Source organism: Microbacterium sp. PM5 (assembly GCF_003293595.1).
Classification (GTDB): Bacteria; Actinomycetota; Actinomycetes; order Actinomycetales; family Microbacteriaceae; genus Microbacterium.
The window spans coordinates 1,551,414-1,576,441 of record NZ_CP022162.1; the positions used below are offsets into that span (position 1 = coordinate 1,551,414).

Consider the following 25,028-nt stretch of genomic DNA (forward strand, 5'->3'; position numbering starts at 1 on the left):
GGCACGGCACAGGCGTCTGACTCCACTGACAGATCACGTGGCGCGGCTGACAAGCTGCGAGGCATCGAGCCCCAAGATTCGACTTTCGTATGAAGTCACGAAAAGGTAACGGAAACCCCTTGTGGCCGTTATCTGGTCGTTATAGAGTGCTCGCACGGTAGTTGTTTTGCTGTGGCAGCTACCGGCATGTGATTGCAGGACACTCTTGGTGCAAGGGACAAGGGCCGGTCGGAAGCCTCTCCGACCGGCCCTTACTCTTGCGCCGATTCCTCCCCAGACGGGGCCATCCGACGGTTATCCACAATGCACGGTTGACCAGGACTTATCCCGCTCCAGTGTCGGAGGTCCGCGACAGAATGAGGTCATGGCCACCACCGAGTCCCCCACGACGCGCGCTGAGCGTACGGCCGTCGGTGAGATCGTGGAGGCCCTCGTCGACAGACGCCGTCGCATCGCGGCACTGCAGGCGGAAGAGGCGACCCTGCTGCACGCCGCCCAGCAGCATGCACTCGCGCAGCGCAACGCCGCGTACGTCGATCGAGAGGCTCCCGACGACATCACGATCCGGTCGATCGCCGCCGAGATCGGCGCGGCGACACAGCAGTCCGATCGCACGATCCAATCGCGTATGGATGAGGCATCGATGCTCGTGACACGCTTTCCGGCGACGCTCAATGCACTGACGGCCGGCCGGATCAGCCGCGCTCACGCGGCGGTGATCACGGATGCCGGGGGACGCCTGATCGACGACGACGCCCGCGCCGCCTACGAAGCGGCGGTCCTGCCGGTGGCCGAACGCGAGACCGTCGGCCGACTGCGGCCCGTCGCCCGCCGCCTCGCCGACGCCATTCACCCGACGCCGATCGATGAGCGCCACCGCTACGCCCGCCGCCAGCGCCGCGTTTGGGTCTGCGATCGCGAAGACGGTATCGCGGAGCTCGGACTCACCGGCCCTGCCCACCTCGTGCACGGCGTCTACGACCGCCTGACCCAGCTCGCACGCGCCGTCCTCGACGCGCCCCGCCCCTCAGCCCCGGACGACGAGAAGATCCCGGCGACCGTGGATGCCGCGTCTGCCACCGCTCCCGACATGCGACGACTGGATGAGGTTCGCGTCGACGTCGCACTCGACCTCCTGCTCTGCGGACATGCGACCGCTGAAGCGAGCACCACGAGCATCGCCGCGGCCGATGCGATCCGTGCGCGCATCCAGGTCACGATTCCCGTGATGAGCCTCCTCGGCGGCGCGGACGAGGCGGCCGACCTGACCGGATACGGCCCGATCGACCCCGACCTCGCACGGCAGCTCGCGGGCACCGCCGCCGGGTGGGATCGGTTGCTCACCAGCCCGACGACCGGAGCCGTCCTCGCCGTCGACCGCTACCGCCCCTCCCGTGACCAGTTGCGCCTGCTCCGCGCGCGCGACGAGCACTGCCGTTTTCCCGGATGCCGCCAGCCGATGCCCCGCTGCGACGTCGACCACACCGTCGCCCGAGAACACGACGGACCGACGTCGGTCACGAACCTGGCGCATCTGTGCCGACGGCATCACACCCTCAAACACCATTCCGCCTGGCGCGTCCGCCAGCGGGCGGACGGCACTCTCGAATGGACGAGCCCGACGGGGCGGCGATACGACGACCTTCCCGCGCGCACTCTCGTCTTCGAGCCACCGCCGTTCTGAAACCGATGCGGCAACCGCGATCTCCGACCGACAACCCCTGACACCGACGCGGCGCCGGAATGGGCCCTCCCCCCGTGATGGAATGTCAGCATGCCCGATGACGCCATCTCGCTCACCCTCGACGGCACGCCCGACCTTCCCAGCGCGATACTCCAGACGCTCTACCGCCTCACCGGACGATCCACGGTCGAGATGCGACTCGGCATCCAGCGCCACGAGCCGATCTTCACCGCCGCGCTTTTCGGGCCCGACCACATCGACGTCGTCCCCCGCCTCGAGAAGACCATCTCCTACCTCGACGAGCTGGGCCTGCCGTTCGTCCTGCACGCTCAGTTCGACGGCGAGCGCGACGAGATCGACCGGACGACGCTCCGCGACATCCTGGAGGGCGACGGCGGCACGCTCTGACGTCGTCGCGACCAGTCGACGAGCCGGTCAGACGCCGCCGCCTCCGCCACCCCCGCCCCCGCCCCCGGCGGAACCGCCCCCTCCCGATCCACCCGACGTCGATGACGACGACATCGCGGCGCTCGAGAGCGAACCGATCCCCGCCGAGAACGACGACGCATCGAAGACTCCGGTGCCGTAGTACCAGTACGGACCGGCCGCGCCGACCGCCGTGTACAGCACCGCCAGCTCCGCCGACCACTGCTTCTCCTGGCCGAACACGACCGCGTACGGGAGCAGCTTCTCGTACAGATCCAGCTTCTGGCGCGGGTCGTTCACATCGACCGCCACCCGCTCCGCACCCGCCGGCGACTGCAGCATCCGAATGCGGTCGGCCTCGGCCCACCGGATGAACTCCTCCAACCCGCGCAGGTGATCGCGGGTCTCGGCGCCGAGCGCCGTCAGCGGCTTACGGGAGCACAGCCCGATCACCACCACGGCGATCGCCACACTGATGCCGATCACCGTCCACGGAACGGCGGGGTGCACGTACGCACCGATCGCGACGAACCCCAGGCCCAGAGCCAGTCCCGCACCGACCACGGCGAGCAGGATCGGCAGCCAGCGGGCACGAAGCGGCACCGGCCGCCGCAGTCCGCGGGCCATCAGCTCCGTCTCCGCCGCCGCGAGGATCTTCTGCGCGACTCTGGAGAACCGCGTGTCCTGCTTTCCGAACCGGTACTGCGCGCCCGGAGCCCCGCCCGGGAACAGTCCGTCCAGCAGCATCATCCCGTCGCCGTCCGCGTTGGAGCGGTCCACGAGCTCTGCGATCAGCGCGGGCTTGCCCCAGCCGCGCCCGTCGGACTCCAGGATGCGGATCGACCCGCGCACCGCCTGCTCCAGCACCTCCGCCGGGATCGCCTTCGACGACTGTCCGAGCAGCACGGCGCTCTCGAGCGCATCCACGATCTTCGGGGGGTCGTACTCGGCGATGATCGTTGCGCGACCGGGCTCATCCGCCAGCTCTCGTCGCCGCGCACGCAGCCCCAGAACGCCCGCTCCGACGGCGAGCAGACCCGCACCCAGCTGACCCCAGCCGAAGGGAGAGGCCAGGTATCCGGAATCGAAGGTCGCGAAGGTCCCCTCCGCGAACCCGACGGCCATCGTGAGGGTCTGGTGCGGCTGAACGCCGTCGGCGACGGCCGTGACGACGACGCCCCCGGCACCGCCCGCGGCATCCGGAGCCGACGAGATCGACGCGCACGACGTGTGGGCGTCCTGCACTCCCTGGTAGCACGACATGCTCCCCGTCAGGGATGCCGCCAGCGCCGCATCCAGATGCAGTCGAGCGGTCACGCGTTCGAACGGCTGGCCCCAGTCGACCCCGTTGACGTCCCAATAGAACTCCAGGCCGGAGTCGGGGAAGACCCACGTCACGTTCTCGAGCGTGTAGGTGAGGATGAAGGTCTGCGCACCGCGCAGGTACTCGTCCGACCGCGAGACGACCGAGAATACGCCGTCTTGATCTTCCACCTCGCTCGGTCGTGGTGATCCGTCGTCGTCCGTCACCGAGACGAGTGAGGGGCGCAGCGGCTGACCGTTGTAGGAGTCGGGGATCTGGCGGCGGATGCCGTGGTTCTGATCCGCGTCAGGGAACTGTGCGACGAGCGTCTCGACGACCCGCAGCCGACTGGTGCCGTCGGCGGCCCGCGTCAGGGTGTAGTCGGCCGTCATCGACGAGAAGGAGAAGTCGTCGACCGCTGTCGCCGCTCCGGCCCACGCAGGACTCGCCGCTCCGGCCCACGCAGGACTCGCCGTTCCGGCCGCCACCGCGACCGCGATACCGACGATCGCGAGCGCGACGCCGACGATCCGTGCACGTACGCGCCCCATGGGCTTCAGCCTATGGGCGACGTCCGGGTGGCGCACTACAGTTGACGCCATGACCGACCGCCGCCTCGCCATCTCCGCGTGGGAGAGCCTCTTTCGCGCGCAGCACGAGATTTTGCGCGAGATCAGCGAAGACTTCGGCGAGGACGAGCTGACACAGGCCGAGTACGACGTGCTGCTCACCGTCGTCCGGGGTGATGACAACAGTGCGCGCCTGCGCGACGTGACCGCCAACATGCTCATCAGCCAGCCGAGCGTCTCGCGACTGGTCGACCGCATGGTCGCCCGCGACCTCATCAGCAAGTGCGTCGATCCGCTCGACGGGCGCGGCGCGGTCGTCCGCGCGACCGAACGGGGGGTGGCCGCCTTCCGGCGCCTCGCGACCGTGCACGGTCGATCGATCGCCGAGCGGATGTCGGTGCTCAGCGACGACGAGCTGGCACAGTTGCAGCGACTGACGACGAAGCTGCGGGGCGCCTGAGCCGTCAGGACCCGCGCGACGGGTTCGTCGCCTTCCCCTCGAGCCACAGCGTGTCGCTCTCGTCGCTGTGCGCCGTGCCGCTGCCCACGTGGGTCGACGCGATCTTGGGCCCCTTTGTGATCACGTGCACGAGCGCCATCGCGTGCCCGCGCCCGAGCCCGTAGTCCTCGGCGAGCCATGCGACGATCTCACCCGCCTTCGTCCCCGGTCCGAAGCCCTTCGCGCTGGCTTCGTCTACGAGCTCCTGCGGCGTCCGCCCGGTCTTGTCCTCGATGTTGTCGAGATATGCCTGAAACGACATCCTTGCCCCTCCCTCTGGCCTCTCCCCGGCTACCACCGGTTGCGGACATCCTCTGCGAAACCTTCGATGCCGTCGAACGCGATCACGCCGCCGTCCCCGGCGAACGTCCCCGACCAGGTGCCGAAGCACTGATCCGTTCGCGAGGAGACCACGCCGAGGTTCGTCGCCGACTTCTTGTCGTAGAACGGGGTGAACACGGCATCCAGGCCTCCCCCGCGCACCCGCCACGGACGCAACGGCGCCGCGCGCTCGTACTCCCAGACCACCGACGCAGAGATCTTGTGCAGAACGCCGTCGAGCAGGACGGCGTTCTCCGTCGAGCCCGTCCCGTCGGTCCACCGTCCCCCGACCTGGATGCCGAGGCTGCGCCCGTCTGCGAGGGTGCCCGATCCCGCACCCCAGTTCCACGACACGTCGTAGGGCCAGCGCCCCCGCCCGTGGTCGAGCACCGCCCACGATCCCTGCCCGACGTCGTAGTCGATGCCGTCGAGCGTCAGCACCCCGGATGCCGGGAGCGCGACATCCTTCACGGTGTACTGGAAGCGCCGAGACGACCATGGCACCACGACCGCCAGCAGCTCGTGTCCGGGCGGGCGGCGCACCGTGATGTCGAAAGACGCGTCCGCGATCTCCGCGTGCAGGCGCCAGAGCGTTCCCCGCTCGGCGGGAGTGATCGTCGCGGCGAGATCCGCGTGTCGCGCGATGGCGATGCCCGTGCCGAGCGACGCGGGAAGGGACACCTCGCGCGACGGCAGCACCGTCACACTGCGACCCCACGACCGGGTCGTGGCGCGATCATGGATCCACACTTCGTGCACGGCCGCATAGTCCAGCGACGACACCGTGAGCGAGACGATGTGCGTGGGAGTCATGACGTTCCAGTACTCCCAGCGCTTGTTGCGTCCCCACGAGCGGACGAAACGTCCGCGCCCGATGCCACGGGTGTCGATGAGCGGCGCGCGGGCGAAGCCGATCGCCGCCGGGTTGAGTCGACCATCGGGACCGGTGAGGGCGACGGGTTCGGTGATCTCGCGCTCGCGCGCGACGGGGGGTGCGGTCATCGGCATCCTTGCTGACGTTCCGAGTGCTGGTACTTCCGGCGGGTGCTTCGACACTAGCGTGCGCACGCGAACCGCCCCGGTCCTCGCGGACACGGGGCGGCTGCGCGCGGTGCGGGACTACTGCTCGACCGGCTGCGGCTCCTGCGCGGATTCGTGCGCCTGGATCGTCGGCGCCGCGCCATCGGCGACGACCTGGACCTTGCGCGGCTTCGCCTTCTCGCTCACGGGGATCGTGACCGTCAGCACGCCGTTGCTGTAGGTGGCGGCGATGCCATCGGTGTCGATTCCCTGACCGAGGTTCAGCTGGCGGAGGAAGCTCGCGGTCTCACGCTCGCGCGTGATCCACTTCACGCCGTCGCCCTCGCTGAGGGTGCGCTCGGCACGAATGGTCAGCAGCTGGCCGTCCACATCGATGTCGACCGAGCCCGGGTCGATTCCCGGAAGGTCGGCGCTGAGCACGTAGTGGTCGCCGTCGCGGTAAAGGTCCATCGGCATCCGGCGGGGTCCGCGGCGCGTGTCGAAGAGGCCCGACGCGATGCGGTCGAGGTCACGGAACGGGTCATACGTGGCCATTGTTCTCTCCTTGTCGTGTGTCACTGTGATGGTCTGTCAAAGTTGAGCCTCATTGACTCAACTGCCATCAGATTAGCACTCGACCCATGAGAGTGCCAATGGTTCACGCATGGCGAACACGAGCGGTTGCGGGCGCGGTTCAGCACTCCACGACGTTGACGGCGAGTCCGCCCTCGCTGGTCTCCTTGTACTTGGTCGACATGTCGATGCCGGTCTGACGCATCGTCTCGACCACGGCATCCAGCGGTACGTAGTGCGTGCCGTCGCCACGCAGCGCGAGGCGCGCGGCGGTGACCGCGGTGGATGCCGCGATCGCGTTGCGCTCGATGCAGGGGATCTGCACGAGTCCGCCCACGGGGTCGCACGTCAGACCCAGATGGTGCTCCATCGCGATCTCGGCGGCGTTCTCGATCTGGCGGTTCGTGCCGCCCATCACCGCGGTCAAGCCGCCGGCAGCCATCGCGCACGCCGAGCCGACCTCGGCTTGACACCCGCCCTCGGCTCCCGAGATCGAGGCGTTGGCCTTGAAGAGCGAACCGAGAGCCGTGGCCGTCAAGAGGAATCGACGGATGCCGCGACGACGGTTCGCCTCGGCGAGCTCCTGCGCGGTGGCGACGACGCCCTCGGCTCGGTGGGCCGCATCGCCGGATTCGCCGCCCTCCGGACCGTGCAGCCCGAGAAGCGCCGAGCCGACGAGTTCGCCGTAGGGCGTCACCGCATTCTCGGCGCCGATCCCGGCATCCGCGAGGAAGCGCCACCAGTACATCGCGACGGCGGGCAGGATGCCGGCGGCACCGTTCGTCGGCGCCGTCACGACCCGTCCACCGGCGGCGTTCTCCTCGTTGACGGCCAGCGCGAACGCGCCGAGCCACTCACCGGGAAGCTCGCGCCCCGTCGCCTCGACGCTCTCCAGCTGCGCGCGGATCGCGCCCGCACGCCGCTTCACCTTCAGCACTCCCGGCAGCACCCCGTCGGCGTGCAGGCCCGCATCGACGCACGCCGCCATGGCGTCCCAGATCGCGTCGAGGCCGGCCGCGACGTCTGCTTCCGGTCGCAGCGCCTCCTCGTTGCGCCGGGCGACCTCCGCGATCGTGAGCCCGTAGGTATCGCAGACGTCCAGCAGCTGCGCCGCCGTCGCGTACGGCAGCGGGAAGGATGCCGCGGCCACCGCATCCGACGCGCCCTCGCGCCGGATGAACCCTCCACCGATCGAGTAGTAGGTGTCTTCGCGCAGCGCGATTCCGTCGGCATCACGCGCGACGAGGGTCATCGCGTTGGGGTGTCCGGGAAGACGCGTCCGCGGTGCGAGCGAGATGTCTGAGCGCGAGAAAGGGATCGGGATGCGACCGTCCAGGAGGAGGTGCGCTCCGTCGACCCAATCGGTCCAGGCACCCCGCACGCGCGCCGGATCGACGGTCTCGGCCGCGAACCCCTGCAGGCCCGCGACGACCGCGTCGGGCGTGCCGTGTCCGATGCCGGTGGCGCCGAGCGAACCGTAAAGGGCGCACTCCACCCGGAAGAGCCCCGGCAGATCCCCGACGCGGCGCGCGAAATCTCGGGCCGCGCGCAGCGGGCCCACCGTATGGGAGCTCGATGGTCCTACCCCGATGGAGAACAGGTCGAACGCCGAGACGTACGCACTCACGTGTGTGAGCCTACGCCGCCCGCCGCGCCGGGCCCTGCCCGATACGCTGAGACCGGAGGGGGAACCATGACCGCACTGACCACGTCCGACGCCGATCGCGTCGCGGCGCTCGAGGCCTGCGAGGCGGCAGGGCGCCTCGACGACGCGTTCCTCACCCGGTTCGATGAGCAGTTCCCGCGGTTGCACGGCCTCTTCACCCGCCTCTACGGCGAGCGCACCGACGGCCGCGAGCAGCTGGCGGCCACGGTGGCGGCGGCATCCGCCTCGTGGAATGCGCGCCCTCTCGACCTGAAGGTGCACGACGCGCAACGCGCCGCCGACCCCGAGTGGTTCCAGTCCGAGCGCATGCTGGGCGGCGTCTGCTACGTCGACCGCTTCGCCGGCAACCTCGCCGGCGTGCGCGAGCTGATCCCCTCGTTCCGCGAACTCGGGCTGACCTACCTGCACCTCATGCCGCTGTTCGACGCCCCCGCCGGCGACAACGACGGCGGCTATGCCGTCTCGAGCTACCGGCGCGTCAACCCGAGCCTGGGCACGATGGCGCAACTGGCCGAGCTGGCGGCAGAGCTGCGGTTGGCGGGCATCTCGCTCGTACTCGACTTCATCTTCAACCACACCAGCAACGAGCACGAGTGGGCTCAGAAGGCCGTGGCGGGCGACCCCGACTACGCCGACTTCTATCTGATCTTCCCCGACCGACAGATGCCCGACGCCTACGAGCGCACGACGCGCGAGATCTTTCCCGACGACCACCGTGGATCGTTCGTGCAGCTCGAGGACGGCCGCTGGATCTGGTCGACCTTCTACCACTATCAGTGGGACCTCAACTACGCGAACCCCGCCGTCTTCCGCGCGATGGCGGGCGAGATGCTGTTCCTGGCGAACCAGGGCGTCGAGGTGCTCCGGATGGATGCCGTGGCCTTCATCTGGAAGCGCCTGGGAACGTCCTGCGAGTCGCTGCCCGAAGCCCACCTGCTGCTGCAGGCGTTCAACGCGGTGCTCGCAATGGCCGCGCCCGGCATGATCTTCAAGTCCGAGGCGATCGTCCACCCCGACGAGGTCGTCAGCTACATCTCACCCGAAGAATGCGAGCTGTCATACAACCCGCTGCAGATGGCGCTGACGTGGGAGGCGCTCGCCACGCGCGACGGCCGGCTCCTGCAACAGGCGCTGGATCGACGCCACGCGCTGCCGGCCGGCACGGCATGGGTGAACTACGTCCGCAGCCACGACGATATCGGGTGGACGTTCGCCGACGAAGACGCGGCCGAGCTCGGCATCGACGGCTACACCCACCGACAGTTCCTCAACCGCTTCTACACGGGCCGCCACGAGGGAACGTTCGCGCGCGGCGTCGCCTTCCAGGAGAACCCCGTCACCGGCGATGCCCGCGTCACCGGAACGACGGCGTCTCTGGCCGGGATCGAAGCGGGAGATCCCGGCGGGGAGGATCGCGTGATCCTCGCGCACGCCCTGGCCCTGTCGACCGGCGGCATCCCCCTGCTGTACCTCGGGGACGATGTCGCACAGCTCAACGACTACTCCTACGCCGACGATCCGGTTCGCCGTGGCGACACCCGCTGGGTGCACCGCGGCCATCGTCCGCGCGATGCCTACGCGCAGCGCGACGACGACACCACGCCGGCCGGGCGGGTGTTCCGCCGACTCACCAAGCTGATCTCGGTGCGCCAGCAGTCTCCGGAGCTCGCGGGCAACGCGCTCATCCCTTTCCATACCCCGCACCCCGCCGTCATCGGCTACCAGCGCCCCGGTGAGACCAGCACGCTGCTGGTGCTGGCGAACGTCGGCGACGCCGAGGTCACGATCGATCCGCTCACGCTGTCGGGCTTCGAGCGCACCGCCTTCGACCCCGTACACGACGCGAGCGTCGACCTCGACGAGGGTCTTGCACTGCGCCCGCACGGGTTCGTGTGGCTGCGCGTCACGCCCGTCTGACGGGCGCGCTCGTCCCTCAGGCGCCCAGCAGGCCGCCCCGCGGGCGGAACACGCCGGCACGGGCGAGCGCGAGGTAGAGCAGGCAGCCGAGGCACACGCCGAAGGCGGCGTTGAGGAACGCGGCGATGAATGCGAGGGCCGCGGCGATCGGCAGGGCCCACGCGACGCCCGCGACGTGCAGCACGAGGCCGACCGTCACGACGACGAATCCGATGACCTGCGCGAAGCGCGGGGGACGCGGGTCTTCGAGGTCGACCGGCGGCTGCAGGCGCGGACGGACGGCGACCCGGTACAGCGCACCCCAGGGCGCCGTCCGCGGAGCGGCGAAACCCCACACGAAGAGGAGGTCGACGACGAGCAGCAGCAGGAACGCCGGATCGGCGAGCCTCTCGGCGAAAGTCGCGGCCTCGCGCACAGACGTTCCCAGCAGGGCGAGGAACGTGCCGGCCAGCAGGAGCACGGCGGTGATGGATGCCGCGAAGCGCGGACCCCGGGGGTCGATGCCGGCGGGGCGGACGGAGGCGGGAGCGGAAGTGGCCACGCAGATACGTTAGGTCGCCGCGCAGGCGTCGGGGCCGGGATCGTCACACTTCTTCACGCACGCGCGATCGCCGATGCCGCCGGAGAACGAGAAAGGCCCGCGGCATGCCGCGGGCCTTTCTCGTTACTGTCTCAACACAGTGTGCGCCCGAAGGGACTCGAACCCCTAACCTTCTGATCCGTAGTCAGATGCTCTATCCATTGAGCTACGGGCGCAGTTTCCGGCACCTCTTGGAGGGCCGAGGACCAGCTTAGCCTACGCGCCGGGATGTGACGAATCGGGGTCCTGCTGCTTCTGCTGAGCCGCGACGCTGCGCCGATGGGCGCGAAGTTTCGGAAGGTCCACGAGCCGCAGTGCCTGCATCCGCGCCGTGCGCATATGCTCGTAGTCCGGGTCGAGATCGGGGCGCGCGGCCTCGATCCGCAGCGTCCGATCGATGTTGCCGGCCACCTCTGCCCACGCGGCATCCCGCGCGTCCAGGACGAGCTTGCGCAGCTCTTCGGTGTCGTCGGCGCGACGCCGCAGCTCATGGGCGACGTGCAGCGACTGCTTCTGGCGGCGGCGCAGGTTGCGCACATCGCGACTGCGATAGTCGTGCGTGCCGTCCGAGTCGGTGTGGCGGCCGCGGGCAGCGCGACGCTGCCGTTCGGTGCGCGCCGCATCGTCCTCCGCTTCCGCGGCGAGGGTCTCCAGGGCTTCCTTGGCCTCGGGGAGATACCGATCGAGGTCGAAGTCCTCTCCCTCGGCGAGGATGTGGACGAGGATCGTGTTCTTCAGGCTCAGCCGCGTCGCCGCGGACGCGATGTACAGCCCCTCCGCGACCACGTCACGGGTGCGTACGCGCTTCTCGTTGACCACGGCATCCCCTCCCCTCGATCCTAGGGAAGACCGACGCCGGGACGGAATGCGCGACGGGCGCTCAGGCCGGCGACGTGTACCGATCGGAGCTGAAGCCGATGATGAAGAACCCGATGGGGGCGAACAGCAGCAGCAGCACGATCGAGAAGAAGGCGCCGTGCCCGAACCCGCGGCCGATGCGGATCGCCACGATGATGAAGAAGATGACGTTGACGATCGGAACGATCGCCAACAACCCCCACCACGCCGAGAATCCTGCGATCTTCACCTGGATGAACCAGTTCACGATGGGGATGAGGGCGAGGATGCCGGGGTATCCGGCCTTGCTGAACACCTTCCACATCGCCACGGCGAGCAGCACGTAATAGACGACGAACAGGACGAGACCGGTGCCGCCGCCGAAAGCCGCCTGCCACTGGTCCAGAGTGCCGGTGTTGTTCACGGCGCCATCCTAGGGGTCGTGCGCGCCCGCCCACCAGCGCGGGCTGCGGCGACCGCACGGGCTGCGGTTAGCACGGGCACGGCACCGGCGGCAAGCCCTTTCGTGTGGCGGAGAGGGTTCGTACCGTGGAAGTCCGACCTGATGAAAGGAGTCGCCATGGGATTCATCGACGACGCGAAGGACGCGGCCGAGACGGCCGGCCGGAAGATCAAGGAAGGCTTCGAGGACACGGTCGACCGTGTCTCCGACAAGATCGACGAGGCGAAGGCCGACGCCGAGGTCAAGAAGGCCGAAGCCGAGCGCGACTCCGTCCACAAGCGCAACGAGATCAAGGAAGAGATCCGCGGCGACCACTGAGTCGTCTCCTCACGCCGAAGGGCCCCGACACGTCCGTGTCGGGGCCCTTTCGCGTGAGAGGGCGACTGCCGCAGTCAGATACCGACGGCGGCGATGCGCCAGGATGCCGAGACCGATCCGCCGGCCGGGATGACGATCAGGCCCGCGTCGTAGTCGTAGCGATCGGCGTTGAAGGCGTCCGGAGCGCAGGTCATCGGCTCGACGGCGAGGCCGGCGCGGTGACCGGGATCGGGCCTGCCGTCGGCCAGCGGCGGGCGGTCGGCCGTGTGGATCTGCACCCAGGGGCACGCCTGATCCCAGACCATCTCCACGCCGGTACCGGACGGGTCGACCAACCGCACGGTCGCCACACCGTCCGCGCGGGACAGCCCGGTGAACGCGTGGTCGATCTCCACATCGCCGAGCACCCGCGGCGCGCGCCAGTCGAAACGATCCGAGCCGGCGACCTCGGCGAGCGCGATGGGAGCGAGCTGGTGGTCGGTGACCTCGAGCACCCGGTCGGCGGGCAGCGTCAACGTCCACCCGTCCAGCGGCGCAGAACCGGCCACCAGATACGGATGCGGACCGGTGCCGAACGGCGCGGCATCCGCGCTCTCATTCGTCGCCGCCACGGTCTGGGTGAGACCGTCGGCACCCAACCGGTAGGTCGTCTCCACACGCACGCGCCACGGGTAGCCGGACTGCGGCACGATCACCGCCGCCAGCGTGACCGCGTCGGCGGTGTGATCGACGACGGCGAAGTCGAGCCAGACGGCGAGGCCGTGCAACGCATTCGGGCGGCCGATGTCACTGAGCGCGAGTTCGTAGCTGTGCCCGCCGAAGGAATACGCGCCGTCGACGACGCGATTCGGCCAGGGGGCGAGAGTGGCACCGCGGAAGGCGGGGCGCACCTCGTCGGCAGCGAAGGGCACGACGAGGTCGCGCCCGTCGAACGTGAGCGCACGCAGCGACGCGCCGACGCTGGCGATGTGCGCTTCGTAGGCTCCGTGACGGAGGGTCACGTTGGTCCCCGAGGCGGGAACGGACGCGGTGGTCGGGGCAGGTGTCTGTGGCATCGTCAACATCGTAGTGTCAGGGGCGGTCGCCGGTGGCGACCGGCCGGTCGGGAGTATTCGACCACTGGCTCCAGGAGCCCGGGTACAGAGCCGCGTCGTGGCCCGCGACCGCGAGCGCCAGAACGGCGTGGGCAGCGGTGATGCCCGAGCCGCAGTAGACACCGACGGACTGTCCCTCCAGATCGGCGTAGCGGGCACGCAGCACGTCGGGGGCGAGGAGCCGGCCCTCGGCATCCAGGTTCTCGGTGGTCGGCGCGTTGCGGGCGCCCGGGATGTGTCCGGCGGCGGGGTCGAGCGGTTCGACGTCGCCGCGGTAGCGCTCCGGTGCGCGGGCGTCCAGCAGCACGCCGCTGTGTGCGAGGGATGCCGCGGCGTCGATGTCGAGCCTGCGGCGCTGTCCCGCATGCAGCGTCACGGCGCCCGGCGTGGGGGTCACCTCGCCGGTCTCGAGGGCCCCTCCGGCGGCGCGCCACGCGCGCAGCCCGCCGTCGAGCACCCGGGCGGGAACGCCGGCGTCCGTGAGCATCCACCAGGCGCGGGCCGCGGCGAACGAGTTCCAATCGTCGTAGACGACGACGGTGTCGCCGTCATCGATCCCCCAGCTGCGCACGGAACGCTCGAAGTCAGCCGGAGACGGAAGGGGATGACGCCCCTCGCTCGCAGCCCCGTGCACGGCGAGCTCGCCGTCCATGCGGACGTAGACGGCACCGGGCACGTGGCCGTCGCGGTACGCCTCCGCACCGTCGGGGGCGTCGAGACGGTAACGCACATCGAGGACGACCGGCGGCGTGAGAGAGCCCAGCTGGGCCTTCAGCTCGGAGGGGGTGATGAGGGGAGACATGCTCATGGGAGAGAGGTTACGCGCGAGCGCGTACGGGCGGACGCCGACTTCTCGGCATCCGCCCGCACGCTCAGGGGATCAGTCCGAGACGCGGCTCAGGTGGCGGCGGCGCCAGATCACGGCCCCACCCGCCAACAGGAGCAGCACCCCGGCGAACGCACCTGCAACCAGGCCGTCGGACCGACCGCCGGTCGCGGCGAGGTTCGAGCCGCCCGCCGCGGGTGCCGGCGTCGACGCACCTGTGCCCGTGCCCGGATCGCCGCCCGCGTCGCCGGCGGCGAGCACGGTGATCGCCGCGGACGCGACGACCTCACCATCGACCCGCACCTGGATGGTGTGGCTGCCCGGTTCGAGGTCGGACGGGATGACGACCGGCGCGGAGAACGCGCCATCGACGACATCCGCCTCCGCGAGCGCCCGGTAGGTGCTGGCCACACCGACCTCGACGCGCGGCACGGTGAAGTCGCTGCCCGTCACGGTGAGCGCGCCGCCGGCACGAACCTCGGTCGCGCTCAGGGCGATCGACGGGTCGTTCTCGACGGGCGCCTGCGCGGCCGTGAACGTCCAGTTGTCGACCTCGAACAGCGGCCCCGTGGCCTCGACCGCCGCGGACTCGGGCTGGGCGAACACGAAGAACACGTCGTGCGTGCCCGTCGCGCCGGTGACATCGGCGGTGACCGTGGTCCACTCGCCGGCCGTGCCCTCCACCGGGAGCGTCGCGACGACCGGGCCGTCGACGTTGTCCAGGCGGACCTGCACCGAGGCACCTTCGACCAGCGGCTTCACGCGCGCCGACACCGTCGCCGCACCCTCGCCGAACGCGACCTGCGACAGCGCGGCGAAGTCACCGTCGTCGATGCTGGACAGCGCCATGTTGCCGTTGCCGTTGTGCTCCGGGAACTCGACCGAGGGCTGGGTCGTCGCCGTCGTCTTCACGCCGAGCTGCCAGGCCAGTGTCTCGGCCTCGAACGTACGGTACGGGTCGAAGTCTTCGACCTGCGCAACGCCGGCGCGCGTGCCGACGATGGGCTTGATCGTGCCGTCCACATTGAACTCGAGCTTGTCGATGTGCACCGAGCGGTACCCCTGCGTCTGTCCCGCCGTGCCGAGGGCCTGCGCCCACGCGGCCCCGCGCGTCTGCGCGTGGTACGTGAAGTAGGTCTCGCCCTTGTAGGTGAACATGTCGGAGTGGTTGTTGCCGCCGTTGCCCGGTCCGAAGAACGTGCTCGGGTTCTGGAAGGCCACACCGGCGTACGTCGATGCCGGCAGCTTCATCGGGTCATCGGTCATCATGTAGGCGATACCGCCGCGCGACGGATACTGCCCCGGGACCTCGTTCACCTGGAAGTTCGACGAGTACGAGTAGTAGTACTTGCCGTCCCGCTTGAAGATGGACGATGCCTCGAACATGCCGGGGCCGTCGATCTCGACGGGGTCACCGTCGAGGGTGACCATGTCGTCCTTCAGCTTCACGACGCGCGTCGACTTCGGGTTCTGCGGTCCCTGGACGTTGGCGCCCGAGCCGATCTGCGAGTTGCCGCCGAAGTACAGGTACGCCTGACCGTCGTCGTCGATGAACACCTCGGGGTCGAACAGCCACATGCCGGCGGGGAAGCCCCCGTTGTTGACGTAGTCGCGCGAGACGGTGTCGGGGATGATCTTCTTGCCGAGCGGATCGGTCCACGGTCCGAGCGGCGAACCGCCCACGACCACGGCCGTGCCGGTGCCGCTGTCGCAGAAGTACAGGTAGACCTTGCCGTCCTTCTCGATCGCCGCGGGCGCCCACGAGTTGCGCGCCCACGGAGCCGCGCCGCCCTCGCGAGCGATCGGCACGGAGCCGTGATCGACCCAGTTGACCATGTCGGTCGTCGACATGACGTTCAGCGTCGTGATCGCCCCGTACCCGTTCGACGCCGTCGGAAGCCCGTTGGCGTCCTTCGAGTTGGCCTCGTACTGCTGCGTGTCGTTGGTCGAGTAGATGTAGAGGCGACCGTTGTAGATGAGGTGGTGCGGGTCGGCGCCGAACTTGTGGCCCACCAGCGGGTTGTGGTCACCGATCGGCTTGGTCTGCACCTTCTCCAGCGAGGTGAAGCCGGGGCCGGCCGGAGCGTCCGAGATCTTGACGAGCGAGATCTCGTCGACCTGGAAGTCCTGGAGCGCGTTGGAGTTCCACGGGGTCTCGACGAACAGCCAGTCCATGCCGGGGTGGCGCTGGTCGGCGACGAAGTCCTTCGAGAACGATCCCCACTCGCCCTTGGTGAAGCTCTGACCACGATCGTCGCAGCCGTTGAAGTTGGCCGGGCAGAAGGTGAAGTTGAACTGCTGGGTGTCGGGGCCCTCGGTGTACTTGAGTTTCGCGCTCAGGCGGTAGCCCGCCCCGGCCTCGAGCTTGCCGGTGACACTGGCGAACGGACCGGATTGCGTGTTCGTGCGGCCTGTGACCTTCAGCGCGTTCAGGCCGCTCGCGGCATCCGTCGTCAGCGCCAGCGTGCCGCCGCGTGGAGCCTGCCACCCGGTGAAGCCGTCGACGAAGCGACCGTCGGGCAGCAGGTTGCCGGGGACGACCGGCACTTCCGGCACCGTGGGGGTCGTCGGCGTCGTGCTCTGAACCGTCAGTGATGCATCGTCGACGACGAAGGAGGCGACGGTCGTGTCCCACGGCGTCTCGACGAAGAGGTAGTCGTACGTGTCGACGGCCGGGGTGAAGGTCTTCGTGAGCGTGAGCCATTCACCCGACGTCGCCGTGCCACCGACCACCGGCGCGCACGCGCTGCGCGAGGCCGTGCAAAGGGTCACGTTGACGTTATGCGTCGCCGGCGTGCCGGTGTATTTGATCGACAGCGACAGATCGTAGGAGCGATCGGTCTTCAGCTGCCCGGTCACGGTCGCGGCCGGCCCGGACTGGAACCCCGTCCGACCGGAGATCTGGATGGCCCCGGTGCCCGTCCGGGCATCGCTGCTGGCCGCAAGCGTGCCGCCGAACGGTGCGCTCCAGCCGGCGATGCCGCCTTCGAACGTGCCGTTGCTCAACAGCTCGGTCGTCGCCGCCGTCGCCGGCGAGGTCGCGAGCGCCGACAGGACCAGCGCGCCGACGCCGGCGAGTGCGCCGAGACGGCGCAGCGCCGGCCGCGGAGAGGGTGTGGGTGGTTTTTTGTGATGACTCACGTCGATGACTCCTTTTGATTGGGTACCTCGGTGCGCCCATCGGCAGGAGCCTCGACGTTCAGTGTGAGCACGCCTCGCGGGGTGTACACTTTCGCCGTTCCAGACCGAGGCGGCTTCGCCGCCCGTGCACAGTCGGGAACACTCCGACGACTCCTCGGACGGTGGGCGCACGCGAAGTGCAGTGCGAGAACGTGCCGGCATGCACGCTCTCCCGATCCCTGTCCGGGGAGTCGTCCGGTCTGTGCGAAGACGGCGGCGCTCGGGTGAGCGACACTGCCCCCGACATCCCGTTCGGATGGAACGTTCGCGATGTTACCGGTACCACAAAGGAGCGGCAAGCCCGCTCCCGCGGTTTCGATGCCCGTTTCGATGGGTTATCGATAACAGTCCCCACCCCGCCTCATGGACATCAACCGGGTCTCGGGTGCATACTTTCAGTATGACTGAAGGTATCGTCGACGCAGCGCCGTCCCGGCGCGAATGGATGGGACTCGCGGTCCTCGCCGCCGGACTCGGCATGATCGTGCTGGATGGGACGATCGTCGGTGTCGCCATGCCCGACATCATCCGCGACCTCACACTCGACCTGACCGACGCGCAGTGGGTCTCGAGCCTGTACGCGGTGCTGCTCGCGGCGCTCCTGCTGTCCACCGGCAAGCTCGCGGACCGCTTCGGCCGCAAGCTCCTCTTCCTGCTCGGCATCCTGGTCTTCGTCGGCGGCAGTGTGTGGGCGGCGGCATCCACGACGGGCGGGGCGCTCATCTCGGCGCGCGCCGTGCAGGCCGTCGGCGCCGCGTTCATCATGCCGTCGACGCTCTCGACGGTGAACGCCGTCTTCCAGGGCCGCTACCGCGCCGCCGCCTTCGGGGTGTGGGGCGCGGTCATCTCGGGCGCCGCAGCGATCGGACCGCTGGTAGGAGGCGCGCTCACCCAGTACGCCTCGTGGCAGTGGGTGTTCCTGGTGAACCTGCCCTTGGGCGCGGTTGTCTTCGCGCTGGCACTGTGGGCCGTGCCCGAAACGCGAGGTGCCGGCTTCCGCCGCGGCGCCGACGTCGATGGCGCGTTGCTGTCGGCCATCGGTTTCGGCTCGCTCGTCTTCGCCGTCATCGAAGGACCCGATCTGGGCTGGTGGACGCCCAAGACCGACCTCGTGATCGCCGGCTGGGTCTGGCCCGCGTCGGCCCCGGTCTCGATCGTGCCCGTCTGCCTGGCCGTCGGTGCCGTCGCACTGACGCTGTTCGTCTTCTGGGAGCGGCACCGCGAACGCGTGCAACGCGACGCCCTGCTCGATCTGCACCTCTTCTCTCTGCGCACCTTCTCGTGGGGCAATGTGACCGCCGCCATGGTCGCCGTCGGCGAGTTCGCGATCATCTTCGTCCTCCCGCTCTACCTCACGGCGGCGCTCGGGCTGTCGATCATGCAGACGGGTCTGGTCCTGGCCGCCATGGCGTTCGGGGCGTTCGCGTCGGGAGCGGCAGCACGACATCTCGCCGCGCGGTTCGGCTCCCCCGGCACCGTGCTGATCGGCCTGGCCCTGGAAGTCATCGGCATCGTGATCCTCGCCGGGATCGTCGCCGCCACGACGCCGGGGTGGGTCATCGCCCTGCCGCTCGTCCTCTACGGCCTCGGCCTCGGCCTCGCCTCTGCCCAGCTCACGGGCACGGTGCTGCGCGATGTGCCGGTGGAGATCAGCGGCCAGGGCTCGGCGACGCAGTCGACCGTCCGCCAGATCGGCACGGCGCTCGGCACCGCGTTCGCCGGGGCGGCACTGTCGGTCTCGCTCGCGCTGACCCTTCCCGGAGCATTGACGGATGCCGGGATCACCGGCCCCGCGGCGTCACAGCTCGCCGACGCGACGCGGACGTCGGCGGGCACCCTGATCTCACAGCTGCGCGCGGAGGGCTCCGCCAGCATGCTCGGAGCACAGACCGATGCCGCCGTGCACGCCCTCTCGGCAGGGTTCGCCGACGCGACCCGCTGGTCACTGCTGCTCGCGTCGCTGTTCCTCCTGCTGGGTCTCGTCGGCGCCGCGCAGCTGCGGCGGTTCGCCCGGCGTTAGGCTCGGGCAGCGGCGTTAGGCTCGGCACCATGCGCGCGGAGGCAGTCGATGCCGACATCATCACAGCGCAGGACGTGCGCCCTCGGTTCCGCCTCTACACCTTCGAGGGCCCGGCCCCGACGGTCACGGCGACGGATCTCTGGGATTGTTCGGTCGATGCCGCCCTCGGGGAGGCAGGCCGCTGGGACGAGACGCGACTGTGGTCTCTCGCTCTCGTGAGCGCCCGCGGTCCAGCGGCCGGGTTGAGCTGGCTCTCCGGCTACGACTACCGCGAACCGCCGAACGATCGGCACCGGTGGGCGGCGCGCCGCGTCATGCAGGACCGCTATCTGTCGGCTCAGTCGCGCGCCGGACGACCGGTCGTCCTGCCCGACGGACTGCGCGTGGTGCGCATGTTCCTGGGCTGGGCAGAGAGCCCCCTATGGGAGAGCTTCACCGACAGCTACCCGGCCGACCCGGCAGCCCTCGGTCTGAGTCCGGCACTGGCGGCAGACCTGCGCGCCTGGAACGCCCGATGGAACGCCCACGACCCGGAGCAGGCGATGCCCGACGAGGACGCGTTCCTCCACGAGGGGCGGCGGCTTCATCGTCGAGTGCAGAGCGAGCTCGCGGGGATCGCCGAGGTTCGTCCCGAGTTCGACCGCGGCTAGGCTCGGACCCATGCGCATCGCCGTGACCGGAGCATCCGGAAAGCTGGGAACCGTCGTCGTCCGCGAACTGCGAGAGGCGGGCCACGACGTCGTCGGGATGGACGTCGTCGGCACCCGCGGCGCGGGCTTCGTCCAGGTCGACTTCACCGACTACGGGCAGACCGTCGACGCCCTGCAGGCTGTCAACGACCAGCACGACGGGCTCGACGCGGTCGTGCACCTCGCGGCCATCCCGGCTCCCGGCATCCGCTCCGACGTCGCCACCTTCCACAACAACATCGCGGTCACCTTCAACGTGATGTGGGCGGCGATCCGGCTGGGCATCACCCGCATCGTCACCGCGTCGAGCGAGACCGTGCAGGGCCTGCCGTTCGACGTGCCGCCGCCGTACCTGCCGGTCGACGAGGAGTACGCCGCCCGCCCAGAGACGGTCTACTCGCTCGTGAAGCACCTCGAGGAGACCATGGAGAAGGAGCTCGTGCGGTGGCACCCCGAGGTGTCGATCACCGCGCTGCGCTTCTCCAACGTCATGGTCCCGGCCGACTACGCCGAGTTCCCCTCGTTCGACGCCGACGCGACCCTGCGCAAGTGGAACCTGTGGAGCTACATCGACGCCCGAGACGCCGCCGCCGTCATCGGCCGGGCACTGGAGGTCGCGCCGGCCGGGTTCGACCACTTCCTCATCGCGAACACCGACACGGTCATGAGCCGCCCGAACGCGGAACTGGTCGCCGATGTGTTCCCCGACGTCGAGGTCCGCGGCGACCTCGGCGTCAACGATTCGCTCTTCTCGACCGCGAAGGCGCAGCGACTGCTGGGCTGGACCCCCCAGCACTCCTGGCGCGACGAGGTCTGAGCCGCGCGCGGGGCGAGCGCCGACGGAAGCAGGGCGCGGCCGCTACAGCCACCCCTTGTCCTGCGCGATCCGCACAGCCTGAGCCCGGTTCGACGCGCCGAGCTTGCCGATCGCGGCGGAGAGGTTGTTGCGAACCGTGCCGGCCGACAAGTACACCTCTGCGGCGATGGCGGGGGCATCGCGACCGTCGGCGGCAAGGCGGAGGATCTGCCGCTCCCGTTCGCTGAGCGGGTTGGCGCCGTCGAACAGGCTCGCCTCGGCGAGCTGCGGGTCGACGACCCGCAGCCCGGCATGCACTCGCCTCACCGCGTCGGCGAGGTGCTCGACCGATGCGTCTTTCACGACGAATCCGGCGGCCCCGGCATCCAAGGCGGCGCGAAGATAGCCCGGTCGGGCGAACGTCGTGACGATGAGCACCCGCGTGTGCGGGCTGGCCGCACGGATCGCCAGGGTCGCCTCGATCCCGTCCCGACCGGGCATCTGGATGTCCATGAGACAGACATCGGGCCGCTCGGCCTCGACGATGCGAAGGGCCTCGTCGCCGTCGCCGGCGACACCGACCACCCTCATGTCCGGCTCGAGATCGAGCAGCGCAGCCAGAGCCCCGCGGAGCATCGCCTGGTCGTCGGCGAGGACGATCCGAATGCCCCCGGCCCGATCTTCGACGCTCACCACGTCACCTCCACGCTCGTGCCGCCCGCACCTGCGGCCGTGATCGACAACCGCGCCCCCGACATGGCGGCGCGCTCCCGCATCCCCCGCACACCGTTGCCCTCGGGTCCGCGTATGCCGCGCCCGTCGTCGGCCACGACGAGGCCGCCCGGACGGATACGGACCGACACGGCGGAGGCGGAGGCGTGGCGAAGCACGTTCGTCGTCGCCTCCCGGAGGATCCAGCTCGCCGTGAGGGCCTGTGCGGGCGAGAGCGCCTCGGCATCCCCGTGCACGACGAACCCGACGCCCGCGGCGCGCAGCACGTCGCGACTGGTCGCCAGCTCGTCGGCGAGCGTCGCACTGCGGATGCCGGCGACGGTCTCACGCACCCCCGACAGCGCCTCCGCGGTGAGAGCCTCGATGTCGGCGAGCTCGGCGTCGGCGCGCTCGGGATCGGTGGCGATGAGCCGTCGCGCGAGCTGCGCTTTGACGCGCACGACGGTCAGTGAATGGCCGATCAAGTCATGCACGTCGCGCGCGACGGCCTCCCGTCCCTCGCTCGTCGCGAGCTCGACTTCGAGCTGCTGCGCCTGCACGGAGCGGACGATGAGCGCCGTCGTGACGGTGTTGACGGTCGCCAGAAGCACGATGATCGCGAGCACCGCCACGTAATCGACGCCATCCGGCAGCAGAATCACCGTCGCCGCCGCGACGCCGATTCCGCCCGCGACCGTCGCCCAGTGGGCCGGACGGGTGAGGCCGTAGGACGCGAACGACATGACGAACGGAACGAAACTCAGCGCGTTGCCCGACACCGCGGGGATGGTGAGCGCGGCGCACACGATCAGCGCGCCGAACGCCACCCACTGGATCGGCCTCGGCGGCGTGAGCAGCCCCCCGCCGTCGCCGCTCATGCCGTTGAGGAAGGCTGCGATGTAGATGAGCACGAAGGCGACGAGCGCGACCCAGCCTGTCACGATCCAGCCGGCATCGGCGGCCGATCGCAGCAGGCCGAGAATCGGGTAGATGAGGAAGACGAGCCACACGACGGCCATGACCCAGCCGTAGCGTTCCCAGACCGAGTCGGGGCCCCGCTCCCGCACGCGCCCTGCCTCGCGACTCATGCTCTCGACCCTACCGACGGGCGCGAGAGCGCTTCACACCGACGCCGACCAGCGCGGCGAACACGACCAGCCACACGACGATGTTGAGGGCGATGGCCCACGGCTGATCGGTCTGACCGGTGGTGAGGACACCGTCGGTGAGCGGCCAGCGCGCGAGCGCCACCACACCGTACATCGGTGTGAACCGGGCGATGTCGAGCATCGTGCCGTCCAACGGCATGAAGACGTTTCCGAAGAATCCGAAGAAGGTCAGCGAGATCGAGGCGAGCGTCGCCGCGCCGTCCGAGCGGAACACGAGCCCCATCCCCAGCCCGTAGAGCCCGAACAGCAGCGCACCGCCGAGAACGAGAACCGCAGAGGCGGCCCAGCGCCATCCGTCCGACGCCTCCGCTCCCGTGGCGGCGCCGACCACGAAGACGAGCGCCACCGCGAGCGTCGCCGCCGCCAGCGCGGTGATCAGCTTTGTCGCCGCGTACCCGGCGGTGCGCAGCGGCGTCATGGCCAGCTGGCGTCCCCATCCCTGCGCCGCCTCGACAGCCGCCGTCGACGTCGCCGAGGTCATCGCCACCGCCGCACCGTAGGCCGCCATCGACACCATGACGTAGAAGCGGACGTTGCCGTGTCCGGCCGACATCCCGCCATAGGCGGCGCCCGCACCGAACAGCAGGTACATCCCCACCGGCATCGCGAGAGTGAAGGCGAGCGTGTAGGGGTTTCGCAGCTGACGCAGCGCCTCCACGCGCAGCATCGTGGGCGAGATCGTGAGCGCATGAGCCATGGGTCAGTCCTCCGTCAGTGCCGTGAAGGCGGTTTCGAGCGTGGGAGCCGTCACTTCGAGGTCGTGGGCGCCGGCGCGCAGCAGGGCGAACGCCGCAGCATCGGCGTCGACGGCGCGCAGGTGAACGCGCCCGCCGTCCTCGCGCAGGTCGGTGACACCGTTCGTCACGGCGAGAACGCCGACCAGCGCCGCGGCGCCGTCGGCGGGAAGGGTCGCGGCCACCGTGCGGGCGCCGAGGCTCGCCCGCAGCTGCGCCGTCGGAGCGTCCGCGACGATCCGCCCGCGGTGCATCACGACGGTGCGTTGCGCGAAGTGCTCCGCCTCTTCGAGGTAGTGGGTGGCGAAGACGATCGTGCGCCCGGCATCCGCCTGCGCTCGCATCACGTCCCAGAACCGCTGGCGCGCCGTCACGTCCATGCCCGCGGTCGGCTCATCGAGCACGAGGATCTCGGGATCGGCCACGAGCGCCAGCGCGAAGCGCACCCGCTGCTGCTCACCGCCGGAGCACTTCGACACCCGACGCCTGGCGAGCGGCTCCAACGCCGTCTGCCGCATCACTTCCGGCACTCGTTGCAGGGCCGCACGCCCGTGCAGCGAGGCGATCACCTCGACGCTCTCACGCACCGTGATGTCGCCGAGCAGCCCTCCGGTCTGCAGGACGGCGGCGATGCGACCGGATGCCGCGGCATCCGCCGCCCGCTGCCCGAGCACCCGCACCGTGCCCGCGGTGGGCTCGACCAGCCCGAGCAGCATGTCGAGGGTCGTGGTCTTGCCGGCGCCGTTGGGTCCCAGCAGGGCCACGATCTCGCCCTGGCGGACGGTGAGGTCGATGCCGTCGACCGCGCGCACGGTGCGCTCGCCGAGACCGAAGGAGCGCTCCAGAGCATCGAGGCGAAGGACGACGGATGTGAGGGTGGCGGCGCGTGCGGTGGTCACACATCCACTCTGATCGCGCACGCCCGGAACGTCAGGAGGGCGCTGTCACGAGCGGAACATGACACGTGTCAGGTCTCGGTGCGCCTCTCACGGAGTCGCGGCGGCGCTCCGCGCCGGCCGTCCCCGCTTGGGCCGCTCGGACGAAAGCCCCTGCGCAAGCGAGGCGATCGACGGGCTGGACAGCCGCTCTTCGACGTGTGCGAGCCAGCGCACCTCCGACTCGGCGGTGAACAGCGACGCCGACAGCGGCAGCGCTCCGACCACGGATGCCGGATCGTCGACATCCACGCCGGCGTAGCGCGCCGTCAGTTCGTCGAGCCGCCCCTGAGATGCCGCACGCTGCGCGCGCACCAGGTACAGCACATCGACTCCGGGCAAGGTCGCTGCGAGAGCGACCTTCACCGCCAGTTCGTCGCGGGTTGCTTCCCCCCGCTCGACAGGAGTATCGAACCATTCCCGCACGGCGGCCGATCCGTCGTCCGTGATGCGCCAGTACACGTGGCCCTGGGCGTCGACGTCGTCTTTGGAGACGAGCCCGTCGCGCTCCAGGCGCTCCAGGGTGTTGTAGATCTGGCCGACGTTCAGCGAGCTCGCCCCGGTGCGTCGCGTGAACTCGGCGCGCAGCTGATACCCGTAGCACGGCGCTTGATCGAGGATCGCCAGCAGGCTGTGACGCACCGACATCTGTGCTCCCCCGACCTTCCAGTATGTAATTTCTCAGTATATGCATACGC

24 protein-coding genes and 1 tRNA gene are annotated in these 25,028 nt (G+C 69.7%); 8 read left to right on the forward strand and 17 right to left on the reverse strand.

From position 1 onward, the window contains the following. Positions 1 to 364: 364 nt before the first annotated feature. Positions 365 to 1,684, forward strand: coding sequence for an HNH endonuclease signature motif containing protein (locus CEP17_RS07600; RefSeq protein WP_112931818.1), 1,320 nt, complete (start codon positions 365 to 367; stop codon positions 1,682 to 1,684). 90 nt (positions 1,685 to 1,774) lie between these two features. Then, positions 1,775 to 2,092 (forward strand): hypothetical protein, encoded by a 318-nt coding sequence (locus CEP17_RS07605; protein WP_112931819.1) that lies wholly within the window; start codon positions 1,775 to 1,777, stop codon positions 2,090 to 2,092. A 27-nt stretch (positions 2,093 to 2,119) separates the two neighbouring features. On the opposite strand, the gene CEP17_RS07610 is transcribed toward CEP17_RS07605, so the two are convergent. Continuing rightward, positions 2,120 to 3,964 carry a DUF2207 domain-containing protein gene (locus CEP17_RS07610; RefSeq protein WP_112931820.1) on the reverse strand — a complete coding sequence of 615 codons (1,845 nt, stop codon included), beginning with the start codon at positions 3,962 to 3,964 and terminating at the stop codon, positions 2,120 to 2,122. Between the two features lie 49 nt (positions 3,965 to 4,013). Here CEP17_RS07610 and CEP17_RS07615 point away from each other — a divergent pair, with 49 nt between their 5' ends. Then, positions 4,014 to 4,442 carry a MarR family winged helix-turn-helix transcriptional regulator gene (locus CEP17_RS07615; RefSeq protein WP_039413534.1) on the forward strand — a complete coding sequence of 143 codons (429 nt, stop codon included), beginning with the start codon at positions 4,014 to 4,016 and terminating at the stop codon, positions 4,440 to 4,442. Positions 4,443 to 4,446: 4 nt separating this feature from the next. Here the strand turns inward: CEP17_RS07615 and CEP17_RS07620 are convergent, their stop codons facing one another. The 4 genes from CEP17_RS07620 to CEP17_RS07635 all read right to left on the reverse strand — a co-directional run bounded on the left by CEP17_RS07620 (position 4,447) and on the right by CEP17_RS07635 (position 8,022). Then, positions 4,447 to 4,743, reverse strand: a complete 297-nt coding sequence (locus tag CEP17_RS07620) for a DUF4287 domain-containing protein (RefSeq protein ID WP_112931821.1) — start codon at positions 4,741 to 4,743, stop codon at positions 4,447 to 4,449. Between the two features lie 29 nt (positions 4,744 to 4,772). Next, on the reverse strand, positions 4,773 to 5,804 hold the full coding sequence (locus CEP17_RS07625) for a DUF2804 domain-containing protein (RefSeq protein WP_112931822.1): 1,032 nt from the start codon (positions 5,802 to 5,804) through the stop codon (positions 4,773 to 4,775). 117 nt (positions 5,805 to 5,921) lie between these two features. Then, positions 5,922 to 6,377 (reverse strand): Hsp20/alpha crystallin family protein, encoded by a 456-nt coding sequence (locus CEP17_RS07630; protein WP_016464249.1) that lies wholly within the window; start codon positions 6,375 to 6,377, stop codon positions 5,922 to 5,924. A gap of 139 nt (positions 6,378 to 6,516) precedes the next feature. Further along, the gene (locus CEP17_RS07635) at positions 6,517 to 8,022 is read right to left on the reverse strand and encodes an L-serine ammonia-lyase, iron-sulfur-dependent, subunit alpha (RefSeq protein ID WP_112931823.1); all 1,506 of its coding nucleotides are present in this window, start codon (positions 8,020 to 8,022) and stop codon (positions 6,517 to 6,519) included. Between the two features lie 66 nt (positions 8,023 to 8,088). Between CEP17_RS07635 and CEP17_RS07640 the strand changes: the two genes are divergently transcribed. Then, the gene (locus CEP17_RS07640; protein WP_112931824.1) at positions 8,089 to 9,978 is read left to right on the forward strand and encodes an amylosucrase; all 1,890 of its coding nucleotides are present in this window, start codon (positions 8,089 to 8,091) and stop codon (positions 9,976 to 9,978) included. A 16-nt stretch (positions 9,979 to 9,994) separates the two neighbouring features. Here CEP17_RS07640 and CEP17_RS07645 read toward each other — a convergent pair whose 3' ends face one another. The 4 genes from CEP17_RS07645 to CEP17_RS07660 all read right to left on the reverse strand — a co-directional run bounded on the left by CEP17_RS07645 (position 9,995) and on the right by CEP17_RS07660 (position 11,819). Then, positions 9,995 to 10,519, reverse strand: coding sequence for a DUF4395 domain-containing protein (locus CEP17_RS07645; protein WP_112931825.1), 525 nt, complete (start codon positions 10,517 to 10,519; stop codon positions 9,995 to 9,997). Positions 10,520 to 10,661: 142 nt separating this feature from the next. Continuing rightward, positions 10,662 to 10,734, reverse strand: a tRNA-Arg gene (locus tag CEP17_RS07650). A gap of 40 nt (positions 10,735 to 10,774) precedes the next feature. Then, entirely contained in the window at positions 10,775 to 11,377 is a 603-nt protein-coding gene (locus tag CEP17_RS07655; protein WP_112931826.1) for an asparagine synthase, read from the reverse strand. Between the two features lie 61 nt (positions 11,378 to 11,438). After that, entirely contained in the window at positions 11,439 to 11,819 is a 381-nt protein-coding gene (locus tag CEP17_RS07660) for a DUF5684 domain-containing protein (RefSeq protein WP_036316238.1), read from the reverse strand. A 156-nt stretch (positions 11,820 to 11,975) separates the two neighbouring features. On the opposite strand from CEP17_RS07660, the gene CEP17_RS07665 reads away from it, so the two are divergent. Next, complete coding sequence (locus tag CEP17_RS07665) at positions 11,976 to 12,176, forward strand: hypothetical protein (RefSeq protein ID WP_005049688.1); 201 nt, start codon at positions 11,976 to 11,978, stop codon at positions 12,174 to 12,176. Positions 12,177 to 12,250: 74 nt separating this feature from the next. Here CEP17_RS07665 and CEP17_RS07670 read toward each other — a convergent pair whose 3' ends face one another. The 3 genes from CEP17_RS07670 to CEP17_RS07680 all read right to left on the reverse strand — a co-directional run bounded on the left by CEP17_RS07670 (position 12,251) and on the right by CEP17_RS07680 (position 17,237). Continuing rightward, the gene (locus CEP17_RS07670; protein WP_112931827.1) at positions 12,251 to 13,231 is read right to left on the reverse strand and encodes an aldose 1-epimerase family protein; all 981 of its coding nucleotides are present in this window, start codon (positions 13,229 to 13,231) and stop codon (positions 12,251 to 12,253) included. A gap of 16 nt (positions 13,232 to 13,247) precedes the next feature. After that, positions 13,248 to 14,078, reverse strand: a complete 831-nt coding sequence (locus tag CEP17_RS07675) for a sulfurtransferase (protein WP_112931828.1) — start codon at positions 14,076 to 14,078, stop codon at positions 13,248 to 13,250. A 72-nt stretch (positions 14,079 to 14,150) separates the two neighbouring features. After that, a complete protein-coding gene (locus CEP17_RS07680; RefSeq protein ID WP_239498607.1) occupies positions 14,151 to 17,237 on the reverse strand; it encodes a carbohydrate binding domain-containing protein in 3,087 nt (1,028 codons plus the stop codon). A 439-nt stretch (positions 17,238 to 17,676) separates the two neighbouring features. On the opposite strand from CEP17_RS07680, the gene CEP17_RS07685 reads away from it, so the two are divergent. Genes CEP17_RS07685 through CEP17_RS07695 form a run of 3 tightly spaced genes read left to right on the forward strand, consistent with a single transcriptional unit; the run spans position 17,677 to position 20,802 of the window. Beyond that, entirely contained in the window at positions 17,677 to 19,296 is a 1,620-nt protein-coding gene (locus tag CEP17_RS07685) for an MFS transporter (RefSeq protein WP_239498608.1), read from the forward strand. Positions 19,297 to 19,325: 29 nt separating this feature from the next. Then, positions 19,326 to 19,946, forward strand: coding sequence for a hypothetical protein (locus CEP17_RS07690; protein ID WP_112931830.1), 621 nt, complete (start codon positions 19,326 to 19,328; stop codon positions 19,944 to 19,946). Positions 19,947 to 19,956: 10 nt separating this feature from the next. Further along, positions 19,957 to 20,802 (forward strand): NAD(P)-dependent oxidoreductase, encoded by an 846-nt coding sequence (locus CEP17_RS07695; RefSeq protein ID WP_036316432.1) that lies wholly within the window; start codon positions 19,957 to 19,959, stop codon positions 20,800 to 20,802. Positions 20,803 to 20,844: 42 nt separating this feature from the next. Here the strand turns inward: CEP17_RS07695 and CEP17_RS07700 are convergent, their stop codons facing one another. The 5 genes from CEP17_RS07700 to CEP17_RS07720 form a co-directional block, all read right to left on the reverse strand. Further along, positions 20,845 to 21,477, reverse strand: coding sequence for a response regulator transcription factor (locus CEP17_RS07700; RefSeq protein WP_112931831.1), 633 nt, complete (start codon positions 21,475 to 21,477; stop codon positions 20,845 to 20,847). Then, positions 21,471 to 22,580, reverse strand: coding sequence for a sensor histidine kinase (locus CEP17_RS07705; protein ID WP_112931832.1), 1,110 nt, complete (start codon positions 22,578 to 22,580; stop codon positions 21,471 to 21,473). Before CEP17_RS07705 ends, CEP17_RS07700 begins: the two co-directional genes overlap by 7 nt. Before the next feature lie 10 nt (positions 22,581 to 22,590). Continuing rightward, complete coding sequence (locus CEP17_RS07710; RefSeq protein WP_112931833.1) at positions 22,591 to 23,358, reverse strand: ABC transporter permease; 768 nt, start codon at positions 23,356 to 23,358, stop codon at positions 22,591 to 22,593. Between the two features lie 3 nt (positions 23,359 to 23,361). Then, the gene (locus CEP17_RS07715) at positions 23,362 to 24,294 is read right to left on the reverse strand and encodes an ABC transporter ATP-binding protein (protein ID WP_112931834.1); all 933 of its coding nucleotides are present in this window, start codon (positions 24,292 to 24,294) and stop codon (positions 23,362 to 23,364) included. A gap of 87 nt (positions 24,295 to 24,381) precedes the next feature. Then, a complete protein-coding gene (locus CEP17_RS07720) occupies positions 24,382 to 24,978 on the reverse strand; it encodes a helix-turn-helix transcriptional regulator (protein ID WP_112931835.1) in 597 nt (198 codons plus the stop codon). Positions 24,979 to 25,028 lie beyond the last annotated feature (50 nt).